17 protein-coding genes are annotated in these 25,440 nt (G+C 73.9%); 8 read left to right on the plus strand and 9 right to left on the minus strand.

What is annotated here, in order from left to right; genetic code table 11:
- The first annotated feature begins 22 nt into the window (after nucleotides 1-22).
- Together ACMXGY_RS14475 and ACMXGY_RS14480 are read left to right on the plus strand one after the other, a co-directional pair.
- Nucleotides 23-1,204, plus strand: coding sequence for an ROK family protein (locus ACMXGY_RS14475; protein WP_483773682.1), 1,182 nt, complete (start codon nucleotides 23-25; stop codon nucleotides 1,202-1,204).
- A gap of 72 nt (nucleotides 1,205-1,276) precedes the next feature.
- Entirely contained in the window at nucleotides 1,277-1,942 is a 666-nt protein-coding gene (locus tag ACMXGY_RS14480) for a ThuA domain-containing protein (protein ID WP_483773683.1), read from the plus strand.
- A 46-nt stretch (nucleotides 1,943-1,988) separates the two neighbouring features.
- Here the strand turns inward: ACMXGY_RS14480 and ACMXGY_RS14485 are convergent, their stop codons facing one another.
- A complete protein-coding gene (locus ACMXGY_RS14485; RefSeq protein WP_483773684.1) occupies nucleotides 1,989-2,594 on the minus strand; it encodes a TetR/AcrR family transcriptional regulator in 606 nt (201 codons plus the stop codon).
- 117 nt (nucleotides 2,595-2,711) lie between these two features.
- Between ACMXGY_RS14485 and ACMXGY_RS14490 the strand changes: the two genes are divergently transcribed.
- Nucleotides 2,712-4,976, plus strand: coding sequence for an MMPL family transporter (locus ACMXGY_RS14490; RefSeq protein ID WP_483773685.1), 2,265 nt, complete (start codon nucleotides 2,712-2,714; stop codon nucleotides 4,974-4,976).
- Nucleotides 4,977-5,308: 332 nt separating this feature from the next.
- On the opposite strand, the gene ligA is transcribed toward ACMXGY_RS14490, so the two are convergent.
- Both ligA and ACMXGY_RS14500 read right to left on the minus strand, forming a co-directional pair.
- A complete protein-coding gene (gene ligA, locus ACMXGY_RS14495; protein ID WP_483773686.1) occupies nucleotides 5,309-7,711 on the minus strand; it encodes an NAD-dependent DNA ligase LigA in 2,403 nt (800 codons plus the stop codon).
- Between the two features lie 47 nt (nucleotides 7,712-7,758).
- Nucleotides 7,759-8,346: a M15 family metallopeptidase gene (locus ACMXGY_RS14500; protein ID WP_483773687.1), complete on the minus strand. Its 588-nt coding sequence runs from the start codon at nucleotides 8,344-8,346 to the stop codon at nucleotides 7,759-7,761.
- 195 nt (nucleotides 8,347-8,541) lie between these two features.
- On the opposite strand from ACMXGY_RS14500, the gene ACMXGY_RS14505 reads away from it, so the two are divergent.
- Together ACMXGY_RS14505 and ACMXGY_RS14510 are read left to right on the plus strand one after the other, a co-directional pair.
- The gene (locus tag ACMXGY_RS14505) at nucleotides 8,542-9,768 is read left to right on the plus strand and encodes a sensor histidine kinase (protein ID WP_483773688.1); all 1,227 of its coding nucleotides are present in this window, start codon (nucleotides 8,542-8,544) and stop codon (nucleotides 9,766-9,768) included.
- A complete protein-coding gene (locus ACMXGY_RS14510) occupies nucleotides 9,765-10,514 on the plus strand; it encodes a response regulator (RefSeq protein WP_483773689.1) in 750 nt (249 codons plus the stop codon). The genes ACMXGY_RS14505 and ACMXGY_RS14510 overlap by 4 nt, the downstream gene beginning before the upstream one ends.
- A gap of 81 nt (nucleotides 10,515-10,595) precedes the next feature.
- Here the strand turns inward: ACMXGY_RS14510 and adhE are convergent, their stop codons facing one another.
- Nucleotides 10,596-13,352, minus strand: a complete 2,757-nt coding sequence (adhE, locus tag ACMXGY_RS14515) for a bifunctional acetaldehyde-CoA/alcohol dehydrogenase (RefSeq protein ID WP_483773690.1) — start codon at nucleotides 13,350-13,352, stop codon at nucleotides 10,596-10,598.
- A 196-nt stretch (nucleotides 13,353-13,548) separates the two neighbouring features.
- On the opposite strand from adhE, the gene ACMXGY_RS14520 reads away from it, so the two are divergent.
- Complete coding sequence (locus ACMXGY_RS14520; RefSeq protein ID WP_483773691.1) at nucleotides 13,549-15,762, plus strand: prolyl oligopeptidase family serine peptidase; 2,214 nt, start codon at nucleotides 13,549-13,551, stop codon at nucleotides 15,760-15,762.
- Between the two features lie 725 nt (nucleotides 15,763-16,487).
- Here the strand turns inward: ACMXGY_RS14520 and ACMXGY_RS14525 are convergent.
- From ACMXGY_RS14525 to ACMXGY_RS14535, 3 genes are all read right to left on the minus strand, one after another.
- Entirely contained in the window at nucleotides 16,488-18,965 is a 2,478-nt protein-coding gene (locus ACMXGY_RS14525) for a glycoside hydrolase family 65 protein (protein ID WP_483773692.1), read from the minus strand.
- Nucleotides 18,962-19,720 (minus strand): HAD family hydrolase, encoded by a 759-nt coding sequence (locus ACMXGY_RS14530; protein ID WP_483773693.1) that lies wholly within the window; start codon nucleotides 19,718-19,720, stop codon nucleotides 18,962-18,964. The genes ACMXGY_RS14525 and ACMXGY_RS14530 overlap by 4 nt, the downstream gene beginning before the upstream one ends.
- An 85-nt stretch (nucleotides 19,721-19,805) precedes the next feature.
- Entirely contained in the window at nucleotides 19,806-20,852 is a 1,047-nt protein-coding gene (locus tag ACMXGY_RS14535; RefSeq protein WP_483773694.1) for a uroporphyrinogen decarboxylase/cobalamine-independent methonine synthase family protein, read from the minus strand.
- A gap of 182 nt (nucleotides 20,853-21,034) precedes the next feature.
- Between ACMXGY_RS14535 and ACMXGY_RS14540 the strand changes: the two genes are divergently transcribed.
- On the plus strand, nucleotides 21,035-21,478 hold the full coding sequence (locus ACMXGY_RS14540; RefSeq protein WP_483773696.1) for an ester cyclase: 444 nt from the start codon (nucleotides 21,035-21,037) through the stop codon (nucleotides 21,476-21,478).
- On the opposite strand, the gene mnmA is transcribed toward ACMXGY_RS14540, so the two are convergent.
- Both mnmA and ACMXGY_RS14550 read right to left on the minus strand, forming a co-directional pair.
- Entirely contained in the window at nucleotides 21,448-22,701 is a 1,254-nt protein-coding gene (gene mnmA / locus ACMXGY_RS14545; protein WP_483773697.1) for a tRNA 2-thiouridine(34) synthase MnmA, read from the minus strand. The genes ACMXGY_RS14540 and mnmA overlap by 31 nt on opposite strands.
- Entirely contained in the window at nucleotides 22,698-24,008 is a 1,311-nt protein-coding gene (locus ACMXGY_RS14550) for a cysteine desulfurase family protein (RefSeq protein WP_483773698.1), read from the minus strand. The genes mnmA and ACMXGY_RS14550 overlap by 4 nt, the downstream gene beginning before the upstream one ends.
- A 256-nt stretch (nucleotides 24,009-24,264) precedes the next feature.
- On the opposite strand from ACMXGY_RS14550, the gene ACMXGY_RS14555 reads away from it, so the two are divergent.
- Nucleotides 24,265-25,311, plus strand: coding sequence for a phosphotransferase (locus ACMXGY_RS14555; RefSeq protein ID WP_483773699.1), 1,047 nt, complete (start codon nucleotides 24,265-24,267; stop codon nucleotides 25,309-25,311).
- The last annotated feature ends 129 nt before the right edge of the window (nucleotides 25,312-25,440 follow it).

A 25,440-nucleotide genomic window follows, 5' to 3' on the forward strand; every position in this document is an offset into this window, starting at 1 on the left:
GGCTCCGTGATTCACTGTGCCCATGGAGGAACTGCTGAAGTTCGCGCCGCGACCGACGGGCGCCGGCGACATGTTCCAGCTGCTCCGGGACGGTCAGCCGCGCACGCGCGCCGACCTCGCATCGATTACGGGCCAGGCCCGGTCGACCATCGCCGCCCGCATCGACCTCCTCATGGCCGCCGGTCTCATCGCGCCCGCGGGCGAGGCCAGCTCGACCGGCGGACGCCCCCCCGTGACGTTCGCGTTCAGCCCTGAGGCGCGCGTGGTGCTCGCCGTCGACCTGGGCGCGACCCACGCCCGGCTCGCCGTCACCGACCTCGCGTCGAACGTCCTCGCCGAGACCGACGCGGCGCTGGCCATCGCGGACGGCCCGGACGTCGTCCTGTCCTGGGTCGTCGAGACCGGCGAGAAGCTCATCGCGACCACTGGTCGCACGATCGACGACCTCGTGAGCGTCGGGGTCGGCCTGCCCGGGCCCGTCGAGCACTCGACGGGGCGCCCCATCAACCCGCCGATCATGCCCGCGTGGGACGACGTCGACGTGCCGGGCATCCTCGCGAAGCACTTCCACGCCGCCGTCCTCGTCGACAACGACGTCAACATCATGGCGCTCGGCGAGCACCGCACCGCCTGGCCCGACGTCACCGACATGCTCTTCGTCAAGGTCGCCACGGGTATCGGCTCGGGGATCATCGCCGACGGCGAGCTGCGCCGCGGCGCGCAGGGAGCCGCTGGGGACATCGGGCACGTCGCGGTCCCGAGCGCGGAGCACGTGCCGTGCCGCTGCGGGAACGTCGGGTGCCTCGAGGCCGTCGCGAGCGGGCAGGCGGTCGCCGCCGCGCTGTCCGCGGCCGGGCTCGGAGCGGCCACGAGCGCCGACGTCGTCGCGCTCGTCCGCGCCGGGGACCTCGCCGCGAGCCAGGCCGTGCGGCAGGCGGGCCGGGACATCGGGTCCGTGCTCGCCGCCTGCGTGAGCCTGCTCAACCCGTCGCTCATCGTCATCGGCGGCATCGTCGCCGAGGCCGGCGAGCACCTCATCGCCGGCATCCGCGAGATCGTCTACCAGCGCTCGCTGCCCCTGGCGACGCAGCACCTGCGGATCGTCACGTCACAGGCGCGCGGCCAGGCCGGCGTGCTCGGTGCGAGCGCCATGGCCGTGGATCACGTACTCTCGCCCGCAGCGATCGACGCCCTCATCGCCTGAGGACGCCGCAGCACTGTCCGGGCGCGATCCTGGACCCCCGCACCAGTGTGACGAAGCACGGAGGAGGACTTCATGACCGAGCGGGACCGTCGAGCGCTCGTGGTCCGCGGAGGCTGGCCCGGGCACGCCCCCGAGGAGGCCGCCGAGCTGTTCGTCCCGTTCCTCGAGGCGTCCGGCTACGACGTGACCCTCGAGGGGTCGCTCGAGGCGTACGCCGACGAGAAGTTCATGGCAGGGATCGACCTCGTCGTGCAGTGCTGGACGATGGGCGAGATCCTCCCCGACGAGATGCGCGGGCTGCGGACCGCCGTCGCGAACGGCACCGGCTTCGCGGGCTGGCACGGCGGCATCGTCGACTCGTTCCGCCTCGCGACCGACTACCTGCAGATGGTCGGCGGGCAGTTCGCCGCCCACGCGCACGACCTGCTCGACCACACCATCGACATCGTGCCCGAGAACGCCGATCACCCGATCGTCGCCGGGATCGACTCCATCACCCTGCACTCCGAGCAGTACTGGGTCCTCGCGGACTCCTACAACGAGGTCCTCGCGACGACGACGATCATGCCGCGCGACGGTGACCCGTGGCAGAAGCCCGTCATCTCCCCCGCCGTGTGGACCCGGCAGTGGGGTGCGGGTCGGATCTTCGTGTGCGCGGCGGGGCACCAGCTCGCCGACCTCGAGAACCCGCCCGTCCGGACCATCGTCGAGCGCGGCATCCTCTGGGCGAGCCGCTGACCGTCCCTGAGCTCGCCGCCGTCTCCCGGCCTCGCCGCCGCATCCGTCAGGGCAGGGCCGCCGCGAGGTAGGAGACGACGGCGCGGCGCAGCTCCTCCTCGAACGCGCCGCGCTCGTCGTCGGGCGCGTCCGCGACCAGCGGCATCATGCCCCTCACGACCTGGATCGTGACGACGGCGACCCGTCGGATCGTCTCGGGGTCGACCCCGGGCGAGCGCAGCGTGAGGAGCGCCGTCACCCGGCCCTCGGTCGCGGCGTGCAGGGGCGCGGTCGCCTCGCGCAGCGCGGGCGGCATGTCGGTGCGCGCGAACAGCGCCTTGAAACCGTGGTGCTGGGCGTTGAACGCGACGAGGGGTGCGAGGACGCGTTCGACGAGGACGTCGAGCGGCACCGCGACGAGGTCGACCCCCTCGAACGCCTCCCCCTGGACGTCACGCAGCGCGCCCGTGTAGTGCGCGGTGAGAGCCGCCACGACCTCGTCCTTGCTGCGGAAGAACTGGTACAGCGAGCCGGGCGAGATCTCGGCCTCGCGCGCGATCGCGTTCGTCGTCGTGCCCTCGTAGCCGTCCCGGGCGAGCACCCTCGCGGCCGCGGCGAGGATCTGCTCGATCCGCCGCTCGCCCCGTGCCTGACGTCGCACCGCCTGCGCCATCCCGTGCCCTCCTCGGCCCACCTCTCGACAAACACGAGCGTTCGCTCGTATTCTCGCTCGCACAGAACGCGAGCGATTGCTCGCGTTGACGCTACCACGCACGCCCCTGGAGGCCCCGTGATCGCCCGCGTCGTCACCCGTAGCCCTCGGCTCGTCGTCACGCTCGCCGCACTCCTCCTCGTCGCCCTCGGTGCCGTCGCGGCCGGGACCCTCGACGCGCTCTCCCTCAACCGGTACGAGGCGCCCGGCTCCGAGTCGGTCGCCGCGCGGTCCGCCCTCGCCCACCTCGGGACCGGCACCCCGAACGTCGCGCTCCTCGTCGAGGCGCCGGGCAGGACGATCGACGACCCCGTGGTCGCACGGGCTGCGACCGCGCTCGCCCGCGACCTTGCCGCGCTGCCGGGAGTCGGCGACGTCCGGTCCGCGTGGAGCCCTGGCTCCCCGTCCACGCTCGCGAGCGAGGACCGCACGTCCGGCCTCGTGCTCGCGTGGGTCCCCGGCGATGCGGACCACGTCCGCGGGACCGTGCTGCCCACGATCCAGAGCGAGGTCGTCGACCCCGTCCAGGCCCCCGGGACCGTCGCCGTGACGCTCGGCGGCGGGGACGAGGTGTTCCGCGTCGTCGCCGAGCAGGCTCGTACGGACTTCCTGCGCGCGGAGCTGATCGTCCTGCCCCTCGTCGGGCTGCTCCTGTGGGCGGTCTACCGCCGGGTCGCTCCGGCGCTCGCGACCCTCGCGACGGGGGTCCTCGCCGTCGTGGGAGCGCTCGCGCTCCTGCGCGTCGCCACGACCTTCACCGAGATCTCGACCTTCGCCTCCAACATCGCCCTCGTCATGGGCATCGGCCTGGGCGTCGACTACGGGCTCTTCATGGTCTACCGCCAGCGCGAGGAGCTCCGCGCCGGACGCGACGTCCGCAGCGCGACCGCCGCCACGGTCCGGGGCGCAGGGCGGACCGTGCTGTTCAGCGGGGTGACGGTCGCCGCGTCGCTCGCGGTGCTGCTCGTCTTCCCGTTCCCGTTCCTGTCGTCGTTCGCCTACGCGGGCGTGGCCGTCGTCGTCGCGGCGGTGGTCGCCGCCGTGGTCGTGCTCCCCGCGCTGCTGGTACTCCTCGGGACCCGCGTGCTCCGCCGGTCCGAGGCGCCCGCGCCGACCGACCGACGCGAAGGGCGGCGGTGGGCGCGGCTGGCGGGCGCCGTCATGCGACGACCGTTCCTCGTGGGTGGTGCCGGGGTCGTCGTCCTCCTCCTGCTGGGCTCGCCGGCGCTCGGCATCGCCTTCGGCGCCCCCGACGACCGCGTCCTCGCCGGCGACCATGCGGTCCGCACGATGTACGACACCGTACGCGCCGACTACACGACCGAGGAGGCCGACGCGGTGCAGGTCGTCCTGCCCGAGGCGACTCCGGGCACCTCTGGCGACGACGACCTCGCCGCCTACGCCGCCCGGCTGTCGGCGCTCCCCGGGGTCCTGCGCGTCGACGCCGCGCCGGGAGCGTTCGTCGACGGGACCCTCTCGGCGCCACCCGGGCCCGAGGATCCGGCCCGGTTCGCTCCTCCGGGGGCGACCACCGGGACCTGGCTCTCGGTCCTGCCGACAGGTGAACGGCTCGCGGCCGACCCCACCGGGCTCGTCGCGGACGTCCGCGCCGTCGGCGTCCCCGACGGCCTCGGCGACCGCCTCGTGGGCGGCTCCCCTGCCGAGCTCACCGACTACCGCGACGGCGTGGTCGAGCGCCTGCCGCTCGTCGCGGCGCTCATCGCCGTCGTGACGTTCGTCGTCCTGCTCGTCATGACCGGCTCCGTGGTGGCGCCGCTCAAGGCGATCGTGCTCAACCTGCTGAGCCTGTCCGTGATGTTCGGCGTGCTGGTGTGGGGCTTCCAGGAGGGCAGGCTCTCCGGGTTCCTGGGCTTCGAGCCCACCGGCGCCATCGAGCCGAGCATCCCGCTGCTGATGTTCTGCATCGCGTACGGGCTGTCCATGGACTACGAGGTGTTCCTCCTCGCGCGCATCAAGGAGGACTACGACCGCACCGGTGACGTGGTCGGGTCGGTGCCGCGCGGCATCGCGCGCTCGGCCCCCCTGGTGTCCGCCGCCACGCTCGTGCTCGCCGCGTCGTTCGCGGTGTACGCGACGAGCGAGGTGACGTTCCTCCAGCAGCTCGGGATCGGGATGGCGCTCGCCGTGCTCGTCGACGCCACGGTCGTGCGCGGGATCCTCGTGCCCGCGTTCATGCGCCTCGCCGGCAGCGCGAACTGGTGGGCGCCCGCGCCGCTCGCGCGCTGGCACCAGCGGCGAGGGCTCGGCGAGAGCCGCGGGGCCGACGACACGGCGCTCCCCGCGCCCGAGGACCGACCGGCAGACCTGGTCCGCACACCCTGACCGACGCGAGCTCGGGCGGCGCGTAGGCCGCCGTGGCCGCCCGGACCGCGACGGTCCCCACATTCGGCGCGTGCGTTCCTTCCGCGGCGTCTCGCCTACCTCAGCACGCCCCTCACGCCCGACGACGTCCCCACCTCGCCGCGCTCGCGCGCCTCGTGCGCGAGGCGGTGACGGCGGGGGTCGACGGCGTGGTCGTGCTCGCCTCGTCCGGCGCGCCGCGCACCGGCTCGGCACGTCGACCGCTCCCCCGCGCGGCCCCTCGCTGCCCGTCGCTCCGGACGACGTCGCGCGCCTGCACGACGTCGTCGCCCGGCGGCCCCGTCGCGGCCAGCTCAGCGCTCCGCGCCGTCGTCCTCGGACGGCGGAAGGAGGTGCGCGACGGCGACCGGGCCGCCCTCGAGCAGCGCGACGAAGCCCTCCTCGTCGAGGATCGGGAGGCCCAGGTCGCGTGCCTTGGTCTCCTTGGAGCCGGCGTTCTCGCCCACGACGACGTAGTCCGTCTTCTTCGAGACCGACCCCGACGCCTTGCCGCCGGCCGCGATCACGGCCTCCTTGGCGCCGTCGCGGCTGAAGCCCTCGAGCGATCCCGTGACGACGACGGTCAGGCCGGCGAGCGGCCCGGCGGGCTCCTGCCGGGCGCCCGGACCCGGGTGGTCGGGGATCTCGAACCGCACCCCGGCCGCGCGCCAGCGGTCGACGATCTCGACGTGCCAGTCGACCGTGAACCACTCGACGACCTGGTCCGCGATGACGGGCCCGACCCCCTCGACCGCGGCGAGCTCGTCGCGCGTCGCGGCGCGGATCGCCTCGAGCGAGCCGAACCAGTCCGCGAGCGCGCGGGCCGCGACCGGCCCGACGTGCCGGATGTTGAGGCTCACGAGGATGCGCCACAGGTCCTTGGTCTTGGCGAGCTCGAGCTCCTCGACGAGCTTCGTCGCGTTCGTCGACGCCTCGAAGAGCGGCTCCCCCGCCTCGACCGCCTCGCGCTCCGCGGCCTTGGCGAGCTTGCGCTTCTTCCGGAACGGCCACACGGACTTCACGGTGGCGGTCGAGCCGTCGGGCATCGTGATCTCCGCGGGCTCGCCCGTCCCGTCGTAGGGGCGCGGCAGCCCGGTCTCGGAGTCGCGCACCACGACGCGGATCGGGACGAGCTGCTCGACGCTCAGCTCGAAGAGTCCCGCCTCGGTCCGCAGCGGCGGCTCGGCAGGCTCGAGCGGCTGCGTGAGCGCGGCTGCCGTGACCTCGCCCAGCACCTCGACGTCGAGCCCGCCACGCGAGCCGACATGCTCGACGCGCCCGCGCACCTGCGCCGGGCACGACTCGGCGTTGGGGCAGCGCAGGTCGACGTCGCCCTCCTTCATGGGGCGCAGGGGCGTCCCGCACTCCGGGCAGTCCGCGGGCATGACGAAGTCCTCGCGCGGGTACCCGTCGTCCGCGAGCGCCGCCACCGGGCCGAGGATCTCCGGGATGACGTCGCCCGCCTTGCGCAGCACGACCATGTCGCCGATGCGCACGCCCTTGGCCTTGACGACGTCCTGGTTGTGCAGCGTCGCCTGGCGCACCGTGGACCCGGCGACCTTGACGGGCTCCATCACCGCGTAGGGGGTCGCACGGCCCGTGCGCCCGACGCCGACCTGGATCGCGAGGAGGCGGGTGTTGACCTCCTCCGGCGGGTACTTGTAGGCGATCGCCCAGCGCGGCGCGCGGCTGGTCGCACCGAGCCGTCGCTGCAGCGCGAGCTCGTCGACCTTGACGACGATGCCGTCGAGCTCGTGCTCGATGTCGTGCCGGTGCTCGCCGAAGTACCCGATGCGGTCCATGACCTCGTCGAGGCCGCGGACCACGCGGTTGTGCGGCGAGACCGGCACGCCCCACTGCTCGAGCAGCGTGTAGGCGTCGGACTGCCGTGCGAGCTCGGCGTGCTCGCCCGCCTCCCACTGCAGCGCACCCACCCCGTGCGCGTACATGCGCAGGTTGCGGCTCGCGGTCACGGCCGGGTCCTTCTGCCGCAGCGACCCCGCCGCGGTGTTGCGCGGGTTCGCGTACGGGTCCTGGCCGGCGGCCACGAGCCGCTCGTTCAGGGCCGCGAAGTCCGCGACGCCCATGAACACCTCGCCCCGGACCTCGATGACGTCCGGGTGGGTCCCCGGGTCGCCCGCCAGACGCTGCGGGATCGACGTGATCGTGCGGACGTTCGCCGTGACGTCCTCGCCCGTGCGCCCGTCGCCACGCGTCGCGGCCCGCACGAGCCGCCCCTTCTCGTAGAGCAGCGCGATCGCGAGGCCGTCGATCTTGACCTCGCACAGGTACTCGACGCCGGCGTCCGTGCCGACCCCGAGGTCGCGGTGCACGCGTGCCGCCCAGGCCGCGAGGTCCTCCTCGCTGAAGGCGTTGTCGAGGGAGAGCATCGGCTCGAGGTGCTGGACCGTCGCGAAGCCCGCGGCGGCGCGCCCGCCGACCCGCTGCGTCGGCGACTCGGGCGTCTGGAGCGCGGGGTGCGCCGCCTCGAGCGCCTGGAGCTCGTGCATCCGGGCGTCGTACTCGGCGTCGGAGGAGACCGGCTGGTCCTCCTCGTAGTACGCGCGCTGGTCCGCCTCGATCTGCGCGACGAGCTCGGCCCAGCGCCGCTGGGCGGCGGCCTCGTCGAGCCCGGCGGCCGACGCCGGCTCGGGGGCGTCCGGCTCCGTCGTGGTCGGGGTGGTCGGGGCGGACGTCGCGGGGGTGCTCTCGCTCACCGGGACATCATCGCGCGGACCGCCGACATCCGTCTCCCGCTGGGCGATCACCCCCACCCGTGGGAGGCGTCCTCGTGCATCGGCGGGCACGTGCCACCAGGCTCGATCACGGCCTCGAAGTGCCACAGCTCGTTCGCGTAGGTGCGGCACAGACCGAAGTCCGCCCCGTGCTGCTCGAGCCAGAGCGCGCCGTCGGTCGGTCCGACGTCGATCGCCAGGCCCGCGACGTGCTCCGACGTCTCCGGCGGCAGCACCCAGCGGTGCGCCTCCGCGGCCGACCCGTAGCGCTCGAGCGACGCGTCGACGAGGTCCTGCTGCTCGGCGGCGGTGCGCCAGCCCGAGGTGAGGGTGAGCTCGACGCCGTCGGCGTCCGCGGCGGCGCGCGCCTCGTGGAAGCGCCGCTCGAGCTCGGGGTCGAGCCCGGTCGCCGCGGTCCCCCCCGCGGTGGACGACGCGACCGCCGACGCGGAGCCGCCCTCGTCGGACGCCGCGCGCAGGACGTGGACCGCGCCCGCCGTGACGCCCCCGGCGGCGATCGCCGCGAGGACGAGGACCGCGCGTCGGGCACGGCGGCGTCGCCCCCGGGCGGGGAGGTGGCGGACCGGGGGGCGCGGCTGGAGAGGTGTCGTGGTCATGGTCCGAGGCTCGCCGTCCGGGTGCCGCCGCCACATCGACCCGACGGCGGCACCTCGCCCCCGCCGTCCGGTGCACCCGGGCGTCCAGGGTCCCACCACGGCCCGACGTCGTTCCGCCCTGGGGCGGAGACCGGGACGGTGACGTACCCACTCCGGGCGGTGCCGGTCCGGACGGCCCCCGGCTACGGTGGACGCGTGCCCCCTCCGACCCGTCTGCCCGTCTGGGCGCAGGACCTCGCGGTCGCCCTGTCGGTGGGCGTCGTGTGGTTCTCGGTCGTGACGGTCCTGCAGCGCGGCGACTACTGGTACCCCCGCTCGATCGAGTCCTACCACTGGGTCGGCGCCTGGATCGTGGTGACCCTCGCGGTGCGGCGCGTCGCCCCGGGACCGCTCTTCTGGGCGACGGCGATGGTGTACCCGCTGTGCCTGCCCTGGACGTTCCAGTCCTACTTCGAGGTCGTGCCGCTCATGGTCGCAGGGTTCGCCGCGACGCGGTCGGGGGCGGTCCCGTGGCCGCTCGCGGGCATCGCCGGCGGCCTGTCGGCGTTCTCCCTGCTCCTCTCCGAGCGCCCGCGGCTCGCCCTGCCGCCCTACCCGTTCGACCCCGGCTGGCTCTGGGTGACGCGATCGCCGTCCGACGTGGTGGTCGTCGTCGCGCTCGTGCTCGGGGCGACCGCAGCGGGCTACTTCTTCCGGCGGCTCGCCGTGACGTCGGAGCGGCTGCGCGAGCGCAACGCGGAGCTCCAGGCGCTGCAGGCCGAGCTGGCCGAGCGTGCGGTGCTCGCCGAGCGCACGCGCATCGCGCGCGAGCTGCACGACGTCGTCGCGCACCACATGTCGGCGATCGTCGTGCGGGCGCAGGCCGCGGACCGCGTCGCGGCGAACCAGCCGGACGCCCCGGCCGACGCGGTGCGCTGGATCAGCGACGAGGGCAAGCAGGCCCTCACCGCGATGCGCTCGGTCGTGCAGGTGCTGCGCCGGGGCACCGAGGCCGACGGCGGCACGGCCGCGCTCGCCCCGACCCCCGCCGCCGAGCAGGCCCCCGACGAGCTGCGGGCGGCCGCCCGCCGCCTGCGCGACGCGGGCCGCGTCGTCGACCTCACCCTGCCCGACCCCTGGCCGACGACGAGCGCCGGGTCGGGCCTCGCCGTCGTCCGCATCGCCCAGGAGGCCTTGACCAACGTGCTGCTCCACTCCCTCGCGCGCGACGTCGTCGTGACCGTGTCCCACGACGACCAGCGGCTGCTCGTGCGGGTGCACGACGCCGGGCCGCCCCTGCCGACCTCGGGAGACCGGGTGGGCCACGGCCTCACGAACATGCGCGAGCGCGCGCTCGCCGCCGGCGGCGCGCTGATCGCCGGACCCGACGGGAAGGGCGGCTGGGCCGTCGACGCGTGGATCCCGACGCAGGTGGACGCGTGAGCGCCCCCGACCTGCCGGGCGCGGTGGAGGCGACCGCTGCGCCGGTGCGCGTCGTCGTCGTGGACGACCAGGCGACGATCCGCCTCGGGCTGCGGATGATCCTCGACAACGAGCCGGACGTGACCGTCGTGGGCGAGGCGGGCGACGGCGAGACGGCGGTGTCCATGGCGCGCGCGCTGCGTCCCGACGTCGTGCTCATGGACGTGCGCATGCCCCGGCTCGACGGGATCGAGGCGACGGCGCGCATCGTCGCCGACCCCGACCTCGCCGGGGTCCGCACGCTCGTGCTCACGACGTTCGACGACGACGAGTACGTGTACGGCGCGCTGCGCGCCGGCGCGGCGGGGTTCCTGCTCAAGGACGCCGACCCGCAGACGCTCGTCGACGCTGTGCACCGCGTCCGGGCGGGCGACTCGCTGCTCGACCCGGCCGTGACCGGGCGCATCATCTCGACGTACGTCGAGCTCGCCCGGCAGGCACCGCTCGCGCCCGACGACGCCGCACCCGGCGCGGCCCGGAGCCCCGTCCGCGGCCTGGCCGCGGCCACCCCGCGCGAGCGCGAGGTGCTGCTCGCCGTCGCGCGCGGGCTGTCGAACCGCGAGGTCGGCGCCGAGCTCCACCTCACGGAGGCCACCGTGAAGAGCCACGTGCGGTCGCTGCTCACCAAGGTCGGTCTGACGAACCGCGTGCAGCTCGTCATCCTCGCCTACGAGGCCGGTCTCGTCCGCCCGGGAGCGCACGACTGACCGTCCCGAGCATGACGGTGCCCGACGGCGGGAGGGGCGTCGCGCCGTCGGGCACCGGGTCGGTGGTGGTGCCGGGAAGGGTCAGCCGGCCGCCACGGTCTCGGCACGCGGCGTCGCCGCCTGCCCGTCCTGCGGTCCGGGGGCCGCCGCGAGGCGGTCGGCCCGCACCTCCTCGCGGCTGGAGCCGCGGTAGGCGGCCACGAGGATGTCGCGCATGTCCTCGAGGACCGGCATCCGCGGGTTGGCGGGGGCGCACTGGTCCTCGAAGGACCGCAGCGCGAGCTCGTCGAGGCGGCTCATGAACGCCGCCTCGTCGACGCCCTGCGCCGCGAACGACGCCTCGATGCCGACCTTCGCGCGCAGCTCCTCGACCGCCCGCGCGTACGACGCGACGCCCTCCTCCGGGGTGGACGCCGGGAGGCCGAGGTGCTTCGCGATCTCCTGGAACCGCTCGGGAGCGACGTACCGCTCGTACTTCGGCCAGCTCGTGAGCTTGGTCGGCACCTGCCCGTTGTACCGGATCACGTGCGGCAGGAGCACCGCGTTGGTCCGCCCGTGCACGAGGTGGAACGTCGAGCCCACGGTGTGCGCCATGGCGTGGACGATGCCGAGCATCGCCGACCCGAACGCCATGCCCGCGATGGTCGCGGCGTTGTGCATCCGCTCGCGGGCCTTCGGCGCGGACGAGCCGAGCGTCACCGACTCCTCGATGCTCTCGAAGACCATCTTGATCGCCTGGAGGCACAGCCCGTCGGTGAAGTCGTTCGCGTAGACCGAGACGAACGCCTCGGTCGCGTGGGTCAGGGCGTCGAACCCCGAGTCCGCGGCGAGCCTCGCCGGCATCGTCTCCGTGAGCACCGGGTCGACGATCGCGACCGTCGGGGTGAGCGCGTAGTCGGCGAGCGGGTACTTGAAGCCCGTCTCCTCGTCCGTGATCACCGCGAACGGCGTCACCTCCGCACCCGTGCCCGACGACGTCGGGATGCACACGAGCTTGGCGCGGCCCCCGAGCTCGGGGAACTTGTAGGCGCGCTTGCGCACGTCGAAGAACTTCTCGCGCATGTCGGAGAACTCGATCTCCGGGTGCTCGTAGCGCAGCCACATGACCTTCGCCGCGTCCATCGGCGAGCCGCCGCCGATCGCGACGATCGTGTCCGGCTGGAACTCGCGCATGGACTCGGCCCCGCGGTTCACCGTGCCGACGCTCGGCTCGGGCTCGACCGAGTCGATGATCTGGATCGCGACCTTCTCCTCGCGGCGCGCGAGGACGTCGAGCAGGCGGTCGACGACGCCGATGCGGCTCATGACCTTGTCGGTGACGATCGTGACGCGGTGCACGTCGCGCATCTGCGCGAGGTACTGGATGGAGTTCGGCTCGAAGTACGTCTTCGCGGGGACCTTGAACCACTGCATGTTGTTGTTGCGCCGACCGATCCGCTTGACGTTGATGAGGTTGACCGCGGACACGTTGTTCGACACCGAGTTGGCGCCGTAGCTGCCGCACCCGAGGGTCAGGGACGGGAGCAGCGCGTTGTAGATGTCGCCGATGCCGCCGAGCGACGTCGGGCTGTTCCACAGCACGCGCACCGCCTTGACGCGCGAACCGTACCGCTCGACGAGCGCCTCGTCGGACGTGTGGATCGCGGCCGAGTGGCCCAGGCCGTCGAGCTCGACCATGCGCTCGGCGAGCGTGACGCCGTGCTCGGTGTCCCGCGCCCGGAGCACGGCGAGGACGGGCGTGAGCTTCTCGCGGCTCAGGGGCTCGTGCGGGCCGACGTCGTCGATCTCCGCGAGGATGATCGACGTGTCGTCGGGCACCTCGAACCCGGCCTCGCGCGCGATCCACACGGGCGACTGGCCGACGACCTTCGGGTTGAGCTTCGCACCCGCGCAGTTCGCCCCCGTGGCCTCGACCCCGAAGACGAGCCGCTCGAGCATCGCCTTCTCGGCGGGCGTCGCCCGGTAGGCGTGGAGACGGTCGAGCTCGCGCATCGCGTCGTCGTAGATCGCGTCGTCGAGGATGAGCGCCTGCTCCGACGCGCACACCATGCCGTTGTCGAACGACTTCGACATGACGACGTCGTTGATCGCGCGCCCGAGGTCGGCGCTCTTCTCGACGTACGCGGGGACGTTGCCCGCACCGACGCCGAGCGCGGGCTTGCCCGCGGAGTACGCCGCGCGGACCATGCCGTTGCCGCCCGTGGCCAGGATGAGCGAGACGCCCGGGTGGTGCATGAGCGTGCTCGTCGCGTCGATCGAGGGGTGCTCGACCCACTGGATGCAGTCGTCCGGCGCGCCGGCCGCCACCGCGGCGTCGCGCACGATGCGCGCCGCCTCCGCGGAGCTGCGCTGCGCGCTCGGGTGGAAGGCGAAGACGATGGGGTTGCGCGTCTTGAGCGCGATGAGCGACTTGAAGATCGTCGTCGACGTCGGGTTGGTCACCGGCGTCACGGCGCACACGACCCCGACCGGCTCGGCGATCTCCACGACGCCCGTGAGCGCGTCGCGGCCGATCACGCCGACGGTCTTGAGGTTCGCCATCGAGTTCGGCACGTGCTCGCACGCGAAGATGTTCTTCGTCGCCTTGTCCTCGAAGACCCCGCGGCCGGTCTCCGCGACGGCCATCTGCGCGAGGTGACCGTGCTTGCTCAGGCCGGCGACCGACGCCTTGAGGACGATGCGGTCGACGTCCTCCTGCGTGAGGCCCATGTACTGGTCGAGAGCCTTGCGCGCCCGCTCCACGAGGACGTCGATCTCCTCCGTCGTGCGGGTGCGAGTCTCGTCCGTACGAGCCGCGTCCGTGCCTCCGACCTTCGTGCTGGCGCCCTTCGCGCTCATGCGTCCCCTCCGGTGCCCGGCCTCGCCGGGCGTGCGGGCCGCGGGTGTGCCGAGGCCGGTTGCCCCGGCTCCTTCGGCGGTCTGACTACTTGTGAATGTTTTCACAAGGCACCACGGCGAACAAGCGCTACGGGGTGTCGCCCCGAACACAGGTCTTTGGTCCCGCCGGGCCTGGTGCGCCGTAGGGTGGGTGACCATGACCGCCGAGCAGACCACCGCCACGACGACGCCCGGGCACGACGACGCACCTCACGACCCCTATCTCTGGCTCGAGGACGTCGACGGCGACGAGGCCCTCACCTGGGTGCGCGCCCGCAACGCCGAGGTCGCGCACACCCTCGAGGCAGCAGACGAGTTCGCCGCCACCGAGGCGGCGATCCGCGAGGTGCTCGACTCCGACGCGAAGATCCCCGAGGTCTCGAAGATCGGCGAGCACTACTACAACTTCTGGCGCGACGCCCGGCACGAGCGCGGCGTCTGGCGTCGTACCACCCTCGACTCCTACCGCACGGACGCCCCCGACTGGGAGACCGTGCTCGACCTCGACGCGCTCGCAGCGGCCGAGGGCGAGAGCTGGGTCTGGCACGGGGCGTCCGTCCTGCGTCCCACGCCGGAGCAGCTCGCCGCCGGCGCGCCGTGGCGGCACGCGCTCGTCGAGCTCTCCCCCGGCGGCTCCGACGCCGACGTCACGCGCGAGTTCGACCTCGTCGAGAAGCGCTTCGTCGAGCCCGCCGACGGCGGCTTCCACCGCGCCGAGGCCAAGGGCGCGCTCGGCTGGGTCGACGCCGACACCGTCTACGTCTACACCGACTTCGGGGATGGCTCGCTCACGCCGTCGGGCTACCCGCGCGTCGTGAAGCTCTGGCGGCGCGGCACCCCGCTCGAGGCGGCCACGACGGTCTACGAGGGCACCGACGAGGACATGTACATCTCGGCCTGGCGGTCGCACACCCCGGGCTTCGAGCGCGACTTCGTGCACCGCTCCAAGGCGTTCTACTCCGACGAGCTCTACCTCGCCGAGCACCCCGGCACCGCCGAGCAGCGCCTGACGAAGATCGACGTGCCCGACTCGGCCGAGGTCGGCGTGCGACGCGAGTGGATGCTCGTCGAGCTGCGCGACGACTGGACCGTCGGCGGGAGCACGTACCGGGCGGGCTCGCTGCTCGCGGCCCGGTTCGAGGACTTCCTCGCCGGTGACCGAGGCTTCGCCGTGCTCTTCGAGCCCACCCCGACGACGTCGCTCGCCGGCGCGACCTGGACCCGTCACCACCTCGTCGTCAACGTCCTCGACGACGTGAAGAACCGGCTGCACGTGCTCACCCCGCCCGACCTCGGGGCCGCCGACGCCGCGGCCGACGCGCCGTGGGAGCGCACGCCCCTCGGCGGCCTGCCCGAGCTCGGCACCGTCGCCGTCGGCGCGGTCGACCCGGTCGACACCGACGACCTCTGGCTCGTCACGACCGACTACCTCACCCCCACGACGCTGTCCCTCCTGTCGCTCGGCGAGCACGCGGGAGACGTGGGCGAGCCCGAGGTCCTCAAGTCCAACCCGGCGTTCTTCGACGCGTCCGGCATGAGCGTCGCCCAGCACTTCGCCACGTCCGACGACGGCACGCGCGTGCCGTACTTCGTCGTCGGCCGGGCCGACCTCGTGACCGGTGCGCCGGACGGCGGCGGTGAGACCGAGGGCGGGAACGGCGAGCCGGGCGGCCCCGGCCGCGCGCCGACGCTCCTCTACGGGTACGGCGGGTTCGAGATCTCCCTGACCCCCGGCTACTCCGGCGCGCTCGGCCGGGCGTGGCTCGCCCAAGGTGGCGTGTATGTCGTCGCGAACATCCGCGGCGGCGGCGAGTACGGCCCCGCATGGCACCAGGCCGCGCTCAAGGCAGACCGCCACCGCGCGTACGAGGACTTCGCCGCCGTCGCGCGCGACCTCATGGCCCGAGGCATCACCACGCACGAGCACCTCGGCACGGAAGGCCGGTCCAACGGTGGCCTGCTCGCGGGGAACATGCTCACCCAGTACCCGGACCTCTTCGCGGCCGTCATCGTCGGCGTCCCGCTGCTCGACATGAAGCGGTACACGAAGCTCCTCGCGGGCGCGTCGTGGGCCGCCGAGTACGGCGATCCGGACGACCCTGAGCAGTGGGAGTTCCTCCGCACGTTCTCGCCGTACCACCTGTTCGACGCCGAGCGCGAGTACCCGCCCGTGCTCTTCACGACGTCGACCAAGGACGACCGCGTCCACCCCGGCCACGCGCGCAAGCTCGCCGCGAAGATGCTCGGCGAGGGCAAGGACGTCACGTACTACGAGAACATCGAGGGCGGCCACGGCGGCGCCGCGAACAACGCCCAGGCCGCCCACATGGCAGCAGTGCACTACCGCTTCCTCACCGAACGCCTCGCCTGACGCCTGGCGTCGGTGTTCGGGCTGCGTCGGGCGGTCCGTGGTCGGGTCCGCGGGTGGGGCGGCGTCGGTGCTTGGGGTGCGTCGGGCAGCTTGTGGTCGGGTCCGCGGGTGGGGCGGCGTCGGTGCTCGGGCTGTCCGCGCCGTCGCCGTGGTCCGTCGGGCGTGGGTCTGGGGAGCGCGGCCTTGACGCCCTTCGCATCCGACGCCGCCCCACCCGCTCAGCGATCACCTCACCTGCGATCGGTGCCGCCCCAGCCCGCCGAAGTAGAACTCTGGTCTGCCGAGGTAGAACCGTGGTCGGGCGAAGTAGAACCGTGGTCGGGAGAGGGCGACGCGACGGCGGGCGGCGCCGTGCGGGGCGAGGCGGTGCGGCCCGTGCTGTGGCGACCATGCGATCCCGGCCAGTCGAGCATGCGGTTGTCGCCCGTCAGGTGCTCAGGACGAGCCGCAACGACATGTTCGGCGCAGCACCGGGCTAGGCCCGGGTGCGCACGGACCAGGGCGAGACGACGCCGGGAGGGGTGGGTGGGGGCGCCGCGTCGTGGTCGGGCCTGGCGGGAGCGCCGCGAGGAACGAGCGGCGCGGATGGAAGACGCGGCGCCCCCACCCACCCCGACACCCCAGCCGACCACGCGCCGTCGGACAGTGACCACGGTTCTACCTCGCGCGACCACCGTTCTACCTCGGCAGACCGCGGTTCTACCTCGGCAGTGGGGACACCGGGCTCAGGAGTGCGGGACCGTCGCGGTGATGAGGGTGCCGTCCTCGCGGCGGTTGCCGGAGAGCGCGCGCAGGCTCGGGCGGCCGGGGCGCACGGGTCCCTGGCCGTCGAGCGGGATGCGGGTGACCTCGCCGGGGACGACCTTGACCTGCTCGCCGCGCACGCCGACCTGCGCGCCGTCGCCGGTCTCCGCATCGATCTCGAGCGCGTCGGGCAGCACGGTGACGCGCAGGCGTGAGCCGTGCCACGTGACGCGGTAGGTCAGCGACTCCCAGCCCTGCGGCAGACGCGGGTCGAAGGTGAGCTCGCCGTTGTCGTCGCGCATGCCGCCGAACCCGCACGCGAGCGCCGACCACGTGCCACCCGCGGAGGCGACGTGGACGCCGTCGGCCGCGTTGGCGTGGAGGTTCGCGAGGTCCACGAAGAGCGAGGAGACGAAGTACTCAAGCGCGAGCTCGTGGTACCCGACCTCGGCGGCGATGATCGACTGCACGACGCCGGACAGCGTCGAGTCGCCGGTCGTCAACGGGTCGTAGTACTCGAAGTCGGCGAGCTTCTCCTCGGGTGTGAAGTGCTTGCCCTGGAGGAACAGCGCGAGGACGACGTCCGCCTGCTTGAGCACCTGGTAGCGGTAGATGACCAGCGGGTGGTAGTGCAGCAGGAGGGGTCGCTTGCCCGGCGGGGTGTTGGCGAGGTCCCAGATCTCGCGCTCGAGGAAGTGCGAGTCCTGCGGGTGGATGCCGATGCTCTCCGCGAACGGGATCGACATGTGGTCCGCGGCGCGGCGCCACTCCGTCGTCTCGTCGACGCGCAGGCCGAGCCGTTCGACGAGGCGCGCGTAGTCGTCGGGGTACTGCTCCTTCATGACCTCGACGACGTGGGCGGCGGCGCGCAGGTTGAAGCGCGCCATGACGTTGGTGAACAGGTTGTCGTTGACGACGGTCGTGTACTCGTCGGGGCCCGTGACGCCGTGGATGTGGAAGTTGTCGTCGCCGTTTGCGCGCCAGAAGCCGAGGTCCTCCCACATGCGCGCGGTCTCGACGAGGATGTCGACGGCCTCGCGGCGCAGGAAGTCGGTGTCGCCGGTGGCGCGGACGTACTGCACGAGCGCGTAGCTGACGTCGGCGTCGATGTGGTACTGCGCGGTGCCCGCGGCGTAGTACGCGGACGCCTCCTCGCCGTTGATGGTGCGCCAGGGGAACAGCGCGCCCTTCTGCGAGAGGTCGTGCGCACGACGGCGCGCCGCGTCGAGCATCTGGTAGCGGAAGCGCAGGGCGTTGCGGGCGTACCGCGGGCTGGTGTACGTGAGGAACGGCAGGACGTAGATCTCGGTGTCCCAGAAGTAGTGCCCGCTGTAGCCGGAGCCGGTGAGGCCCTTCGCGGGGACGCCGTTGCCCTCGGCGCGCGCGGTCGCCTGGGCGAGCTGGAAGAGGTTCCACCGCACGGCCTGCTGGATCTCCGGCCGGTTGGGGATCTCGACGTCGGAGCGTGCCCAGAAGTCGTCGAGCCACTCGCGCTGGTGCGCCAGGAGCGCCTCGACCCCGGTGTCCTTGGTCCGGTCGAGCGTGCGGCGACAGCGGTCGACGAGCTCGCGCGAGGGGATGCCGCGCGACGTGTGGTAAGCGACGGTCTTGGTGAGCCGGATCGGCCTGCCGGGCTCGGCGTGCACCCGGAAGACGTGCTTGGCGAGGTCCTCCTCGACCTGGGTGCGCACGTCCCACTCGTTCTCGGTCTCGAGCCGGTCGTCCGCCGCCACGGCGAGCGTCATGCCCGAGTTGGTGCACCGGTAGGACAGGACGAGCCGCTCGTCGTCGCCCCACTGCGTCTGCGGCTGGAGCACGCGGCCGGCGAACTGGTTCGCCTTGCGCGGGTCGAAGCCCTCGCCGAGGGACGCGGAGCGCACGTGGTACTCGTCCTGGCCGTCCTGGCGGTTGAGGATCTGCGAGGAGATCGCGACGGGTGCGGCGTCGTCGAGCAGCGTCACCTCGAACGTCATGATCGCGAGGTGCCGCTCCGTGAAGGACACCATGCGCTCGGTGCGCACCCGGACGCGCTTGCCCGACGGGGTGCGCCACAGCAGCTCGCGCCGCAGCACGCCGTCGTGCAGGTCGAGCGAACGCTCGTAGTCGATGAGGTCCGCGACCGGCAGGAGGAGCGGCTCGTCGTCGACGTACAGCCGGATGACCTTGACGTCGGGCACGTTGACGATCGTCTGCCCGATCTTCGCGAACCCGTACGCCTCCTCGGCGTGGTGGATCGGCCAGGTCTCGTGGAACCCGTTGATGAACGTGCCGTGCGCGTAGGACTCGCGGCCCTCCTCGACGTTGCCCCGCATGCCGAGGTATCCGTTGCCGAGCGCGAAGAGCGTCTCCGTCACCCCGAGGTCCTCGGCGGAGAACTGCGACTCGACGAGCCGCCACGGGTCTGCCGGGAAGCGCAGGCGGTCGACGCTGCCCTGCTCGTCGGCGGTCTTGCGGATCATGCGCGCACCGCCTCCGGACCTGCGCCGGCGGAGCCGGAACGGTCGAGCACGGACGCGTCGAGCTCGCCGAGGTCCGTGACGACGACGTCTGCGCCGTTCGTGTGCAGCACGTCGGCGCCGACGCCGCGGTCGACACCGACCACGAGCCCGAAGCGCCCCGCCGCACCCGCCCGGACCCCTGAGAGCGCGTCCTCGACGACGATCGCCTCGGCGGCAGTCACGCCGAGGAGCTCCGCGGCGCGCAGGAACATGTCGGGGGCAGGCTTGCCCGCGATGCGTTCGCCCTCCGCGACGTTGCCGTCGACCACGACCTCGAACCGGTCGGCGAGCCCTGCCGCGGCGAGCACGGTCGGCGTGTTCCTCGACGACGACACCACCGCCACGAGCGCTCCCGCCGCCGTGACGTCGTCCAGGAAGCGCACCGAGCCCGGGTAGGGCGTGATGCCCTCCTCGGCGAACATGCGGTTGACGATCTCGTCCTTGCGGTTGCCGAGCGCGCACACCGTGCCCTCGCCCGGATCGTCGGTCGTCTCGCCGCGCGGCAGCTCGACGCCGCGCGACGCGAGGAACGTCGCGACGCCGTCGTACCGCGGCTTGCCGTCGATGGAGGCGAAGTAGTCGGCGTCGGTGTACGGCGCCAGACCGCGCGCGTCGCAGAACGGCGCGAACAGGCGCTCCCAGGCGCGCATGTGCAGCGCGGCGGTGGGGGTGAGGACGCCGTCGAGGTCGAACAGGACGGCTCGCAGCACGGGCATGGGGGTCCTTCGCAAGAAAATGGGGGCGGGCGTGGCCAAGCCTACGCAGCCGGACGCCCCGTCGGGAAGCGGGCCGCGCACCCGCTCAGGCGTCCGCGCGTTCCGCGAGCACCTCGGCGACGCGCCCGAGGTTGGCGAGGAGCGCGCGGTGCTCGTCCGGCGTGCCGCCGACGGCGCCTCCGGCCGCCGCGCGCGCCGGGACGGCACCGAGCAGCGTGACGTCGGCCAGCGCGGACAGGGGCAGGCCGATGCGGCGCCAGGGCACGCTCACGAGGTCGGCGAGCTCGCCGAGCGCGGGGCCGGCGCACTGCGAGACCGTCGCGGGCGGCAACGCCGCCCAGAGCCCCAACCCCCGTTCGACGGCGCGCGCGACCGTCTCCCACAGCCGTTCGTCCCAGGCGCCGATCGCGAGCCCGACGGCGTCGGCGCCCGCGAGCACGACGGGAGCGATCCCGACCCAGGCCGACCCCACGTGGACGACGCTCGTCGCCCCGGCCGTGCGGACGGCGTCGAGCACCGGCCGCAACCCGTCCACGAGGTCCGGCCCCGGGACCGCGCGCAGACGGGCGGACCCCGAGAAGGTCGGGAGCACGCCCGCGCCCACCGGGGCGAGCAGGGGCTCGTCGAGCTGCACGACGACGTCCGCTCCCGGGACCTGCCGACGGACCTCGGCGACGTGCTCGCCCACGGCGACGGCGAGCGCGGCCACGAGCTCGCGCACCGCGCCACGGTCCGACAGGACGCGGTCGCCGCGTGCGAGGTACAGCTCGGCGGCGAGGGTCCACGGGCCCGTCACCGCCACGGTCAGCGGGCCCGCGTACCCGGCGCTCGCGATCGCGAGCGCCTCGAGGTCGTCGCGCAGGTACGCCTGGGACCGGCGCAGGTCGGCGCCCGGGTGGTCGGCGAGCTTCCAGCCGTGCGGCCCCAGCTCGACCGGAAGCCCGGGCAGCAGCGCGCCGGTGCGACCGACGGCGTCGGCACCGGGCCCGCGCCCGGGGAGCTGGACGAGGAACGGCACGCCCCGCACCCCCGTCGGCAGCGCGGCGAGGTCGCCGAGCACCGTGAGCTGCGCCTCGAGGACGTCCGTCCCCTCACCGCCGGGCCAGGGCCCGGACCCGCTCACCGCGATCACGCCCAGCCCTCCTGCACGGACGGCTTCCCGGACCGGGGTGTGCACCCGCGGGTCGCGGGCACCTCCTCGTCACGAATCACGTGCGGACGTCCTCTCTCCTGGAGCACACTGAGTACCGAGCCGCGCCGACGCCCCGCCGGGGCCCGGGGGCCGCGCGGCCCGTCCTGCGGAAGGGCGCCGACATGGGCACGCACGACAACAAGGCCGCGGCGATCGCCGCGCACACGCAGGCGATCCCGGGCAACCACGCCGACGCGCTCGCGCGGCTGCTCGCACCGGGGTTCCGCAACCACGACCCCGCCCCCGGCTGCGACGGCGGCGCCGAGGGCCTCGTCGCGACGATGCACTGGTACTCCGACGCGTTCGAGGACCAGCGCGTCGAGGTCCTGCACGCCGTCGCGGAGGGCGACCTCGTCGCGCTCCACGTCGAGTTCAGCGGCCGTCACACGGGGTTCTTCCGCGGCCTCGCGCCGACCGGACGACGCTTCTGCGTGCGCGAGATGCACGTGCTGCGGTTCACGGACGGGCGCGAGTGCGAGCACTGGTGCGTCCGGGACGAGTCCGCCCTGGTGCACGCGCTCACGCGGGCGCCGGTTCAGGACGCCGTCCCCGCTCCGGCCGCCTGACCCGCTCCGGCGGACGCCGGGGCACCGGCCGCACGAGCGCGGTACGCCCGGTCGACCGTGGCCTGGCCGAGCACGCGCGTGCCCGCGTAGACGACAAGCGACTGTCCCGCGGCGACGCCGCGCAGGGGCGCGCCGGTGAGCTCGACCTCCATCGCGCCCGTGGTGCTCCGAGCATCACCGGGAACCTCTGCGGGCACCGCGCGGACGCGCGCCGGCACGGGGGCCCCGTGCGCGCGGACCTGCACCTCGGCGTCGAACCACTCGCCCGGGGCCGCGACGGCGCCCGGTCCGGCAGTGCCAGCGTGGTCGGCGCGCAGCACACCGTCGAACCACACCGCCGCACCGGCCTCGACCCGGTCGACGCTGAGCAGCTCGGCCGGGCCGACCACGACCCGGTTGCTCGTGGGCTGCACGTCGAGCACGTACCGCGGCCGCCCGTCCGGCGCCGGCCGGTCGACCCCGAGGCCCTTGCGCTGCCCGACGGTGTAGGCGTACGCGCCGTCGTGCTCGCCGAGCACCCGGCCCTCGACGTCGACGATCTCGCCCGGGCGCGCTCCGAGCCGCGAGCGCAGGAAGCCCTGCGTGTCGCCGTCGGCGACGAAGCAGATGTCGTACGAGTCGGGCTTCGCGGAGACCGACAGGCCGCGGCGCGCGGCCTCGGCGCGCACCTCGTCCTTCGACGCGAAGTCGCCGAGGGGGAACATCGCGCGTGCGAGCCGCTCAGGCCCCATCACCGCGAGGACGTAGGACTGGTCCTTCGCCGTGTTCGGGGACCTGTGCAGCTCCCGCACGACCCGCGCAGCCCCGGCGCCGTCCTTGACCTCGCGCGTGACGACGCGCGCGTAGTGCCCCGTCGCGACGGCGTCGAAGCCGAGCGCCGTCGCCTTGTCGAGCAGCGCCTCGAACTTGATGTGCTCGTTGCACCGCACGCACGGGTTCGGCGTGCGCCCCGCCTCGTACTCGGCGAGGAAGTCGGCGACGACCGTGTCCTCGAACCGCTCCGACAGGTCCCACACGTAGTACGGGATGCCGAGGACGTCGGCCGCACGCCGCGCGTCGCCCGCGTCCTCGATCGAGCAGCACCCCCGCGAGCCCGTGCGGAACTGGTCCCGGTTGCGCGACAGCGCCATGTGCACCCCGACGACCTCGTGGCCGGCCTCGACCGCGAGCGCCGCGGCGACGGCCGAGTCGACACCGCCCGACATGGCGGCGAGCACCCTCATGCGGCACCCCCGGTGCGGCTCGGGACGGCGGCGCGCGTCGGCCCGGAGGCCAGCCCCGCCGCTCGCGCGCGGTCCACCGCGGCGGGCAGGGCGTCAAGGAGGCGCGTGACGTCGTCGTGCGTGGACGTGGCGCCCAGCGAGAACCGCAGCGCCCCGCGCGCGTCCGGCTCGGCGACGCCCATCGCGAGCAGGACGTGCGACGGCTGCGGCACGCCAGCCTGGCACGCCGAGCCGGTCGAGGCCTGCACGCCCGCCGAGTCGAGCAGGTAGAGCAGCGAGTCGCCCTCGGCCCCCGGGAACGTGAAGTGGGCGTTGCCCGGCAGGCGGCGCACGGTGCCCGGTCCGGGCGGGGCAGCGGGCTCCGGCCCGCTGAGCACGGCGTCGGGGACGAGGCGGCGTACGCCCGCGACGAGGTCGTCGCGCAGCGCCGCCAGGTGCGCGGCGCGCTCCTCCCGGTGGGCGACCGCCTCCGCGACCGCGACGCCGAACGCGCGGATCGCGGGGGCGTCGAGCGTCCCGGACCGGACGCCGCGCTCCTGGCCGCCGCCGTGCAGGACGGGCGTGAGCGGCGCGTCCCGGCGCGCGAGGAGCGCGCCCACCCCGACCGGACCGCCGAGCTTGTGGCCCGAGACCGTCATCGCGTCGAGGCCGCTCGCGGCGAAGTCGACCGGCGCCTGCCCGACGGCCTGCACGGCGTCGGAGTGCACGGGGATGCCGTGCGGGCGGGCGAGCTGCACGACCTCGGTGACCGGCTGGACCGTCCCGACCTCGTTGTTGGCCCACATGACCGAGATCAGCGCGATCTCGTCGGCGTGCGCCGCGATCTCGGCGCGCAGCGCGGCCAGGTCGACGCGACCCTCGCCGTCGACGGGCAGCAGCACGATCTCCGCTCCTGCGTGCGCCGCCATCCAGAACGCCGGGTCGAGCACCGCGTGGTGCTCGACGGCGGAGACGACGATCCGGCGCCGGCCCGGGTCGGTCGTGCGCCGACCCCAGAACAGGCCCTTGATCGCGAGATTGTCGGCCTCGGTACCGCCCGCCGTGAACACGACCTCGCTCGGACGGGCGCCGAGCGCCGCCGCGACCGACTCGCGCGCCTCCTCGACCGTGCGTCGCGCGGCACGCCCGGCCGCGTGCAGCGACGACGGGTTGCCCGTGCGCGAGAGCTCGTCGACGAACGCGTCACGTGCGGCCGCCGAGAGCGGCGTCGTCGCGGCGTGGTCGAGGTAGGCCGCCGCGGGAGTCGCGCTCGGCCCGCTGCGCGCACCGGGCTGAGCGCCGGGGAACGAGCCGGGAGGAAGGGTCACGGTCACCCAGTCTACGAACGCCGGGCGCCTTCTGTTCCCGAGGTGCGGGCCCGGGCTGGACAATCCCGTCAGAAGCGCTACTTTGTCAGGGGTCTGTGTCCGGGCGACCACTCGGGCACAGCGCAGTTTCGGTGCCGGTCACCGCGCCGCTCGACGCCATACGACGCCGTCCGACGCGACAGGGGGCCCAGCACCCGACGCGGTGCTCACCGATCCGGAGCCCGCAGAGCCGCACACCAGGGGAAGTGGCACCTCGATGCCCGACGACGTCATATCGCCCGCCGTCGAGCCGGCCGGTGACGTACCGGTCGCCTCGGGCGGCGGCCGCCTGCGCTGGAACGACCTTCCTCCCGCCGTGCGCGAGGAGGTCGAGGCCGTCGCGGGCGCGCGCGTCGTCGGCGAACGTTCCGTCGCGACAGGTTTCAGCCCGGGGCTGGCGTCGGTGCTCACGTTCGACGGCGGGCAGCGGCTGTTCGTCAAGGCGGCGCGCAGCGCGGACGAGCCCGTCGCCGCCGACCTCCACCGTGCCGAGGCGAAGGTCGCGACCCGGCTTCCGCGGCGGATCCCCGCACCCCGGTTCGCCTGGGGTCACGGCGACGGCGACTGGATCGTCCTCGCGTTCGAGCCGGTCGACGGCCACGTGCCCGCGACGCCCTGGGAGCCCGACGAGCTCGACCGGGTGCTCGCGACGCTCGAGACGGTCGCCACGGTGCCAGGGGCCCGGGCGCTGCGCCTCCCGCCCACCGGACCCGACCTCGCGGACATGTCGACCGGCTGGCGCGCGCTGCGCGACGACCCCGACCCGGCGCTCGCGGACGTCGTCCCCTGGGCCGCGGCGAACCTGGACGCGCTCGCGGAGGCGGAGCGCGGAGTCCTCGTCGCGTGCGAGGGCGAGTCCTTCGTGCACGGCGACCTGCGCGCCGACAACGTGCTCCTCACCGACGAGGCGGTCTATCTCGTCGACTGGCCCTACGCGTCGCGCGGCGCGGCCTGGCTCGACCTCGCGATGTTCCTGCCGAGCGTCGTCATGCAGGGCGTCGCCGGTGTGACCGAGCCCGTCACGACGTCGGCCGACGCGTCCGCGTGCTCCCGCGGCGGCGCCTGGGCCGCCGCGACCTTCGCCGCGCACCCCCTCGGTCGCGACGTCCACCCCGCCGACCTCCGGTCCGTCGTCTCCGGGATCGCCGGCTACTTCCTGCACTCGGCGCGCAAGCCGACGATCCCGTCGATCCCGAACCTGCGCCCGTTCCAGCGCGCGCAGGGCGTGGCCGCCGTCACCTGGCTCGAGGCTCTCGGCCTCTGACCCGTCGAGGTAGCGCCCTGGTCGGTCGAGGTAGAACCGTGGTCGGCCGAGGTAGAACCGTGGTCGGGCACGGGACCCGGGTCGGGCGACGACTGAGCGGTGGGGGTGGGCTCGGTGGCGAAGGGGCGT

The organism is Cellulosimicrobium sp. G4 BAM 1002, from assembly GCF_057126935.1.

Coding starts and splice junctions, on each gene's coding strand:
- mnmA (WP_483773697.1), bottom strand. CDS start 22,701: ATGAGGGTGCTCGCCGCCATGTCGGGCGGTGTCGACTCGGCCGTCGCC.
- ACMXGY_RS14555 (WP_483773699.1), top strand. CDS start 24,265: ATGCCCGACGACGTCATATCGCCCGCCGTCGAGCCGGCCGGTGACGTA.
- ACMXGY_RS14480 (WP_483773683.1), top strand. CDS start 1,277: ATGACCGAGCGGGACCGTCGAGCGCTCGTGGTCCGCGGAGGCTGGCCC.
- ACMXGY_RS14485 (WP_483773684.1), bottom strand. CDS start 2,594: ATGGCGCAGGCGGTGCGACGTCAGGCACGGGGCGAGCGGCGGATCGAG.
- ACMXGY_RS14540 (WP_483773696.1), top strand. CDS start 21,035: ATGGGCACGCACGACAACAAGGCCGCGGCGATCGCCGCGCACACGCAG.
- ACMXGY_RS14475 (WP_483773682.1), top strand. CDS start 23: ATGGAGGAACTGCTGAAGTTCGCGCCGCGACCGACGGGCGCCGGCGAC.
- ACMXGY_RS14520 (WP_483773691.1), top strand. CDS start 13,549: ATGACCGCCGAGCAGACCACCGCCACGACGACGCCCGGGCACGACGAC.
- ACMXGY_RS14500 (WP_483773687.1), bottom strand. CDS start 8,346: ATGACCACGACACCTCTCCAGCCGCGCCCCCCGGTCCGCCACCTCCCC.
- ACMXGY_RS14525 (WP_483773692.1), bottom strand. CDS start 18,965: ATGATCCGCAAGACCGCCGACGAGCAGGGCAGCGTCGACCGCCTGCGC.
- ACMXGY_RS14530 (WP_483773693.1), bottom strand. CDS start 19,720: ATGCCCGTGCTGCGAGCCGTCCTGTTCGACCTCGACGGCGTCCTCACC.
- adhE (WP_483773690.1), bottom strand. CDS start 13,352: ATGAGCGCGAAGGGCGCCAGCACGAAGGTCGGAGGCACGGACGCGGCT.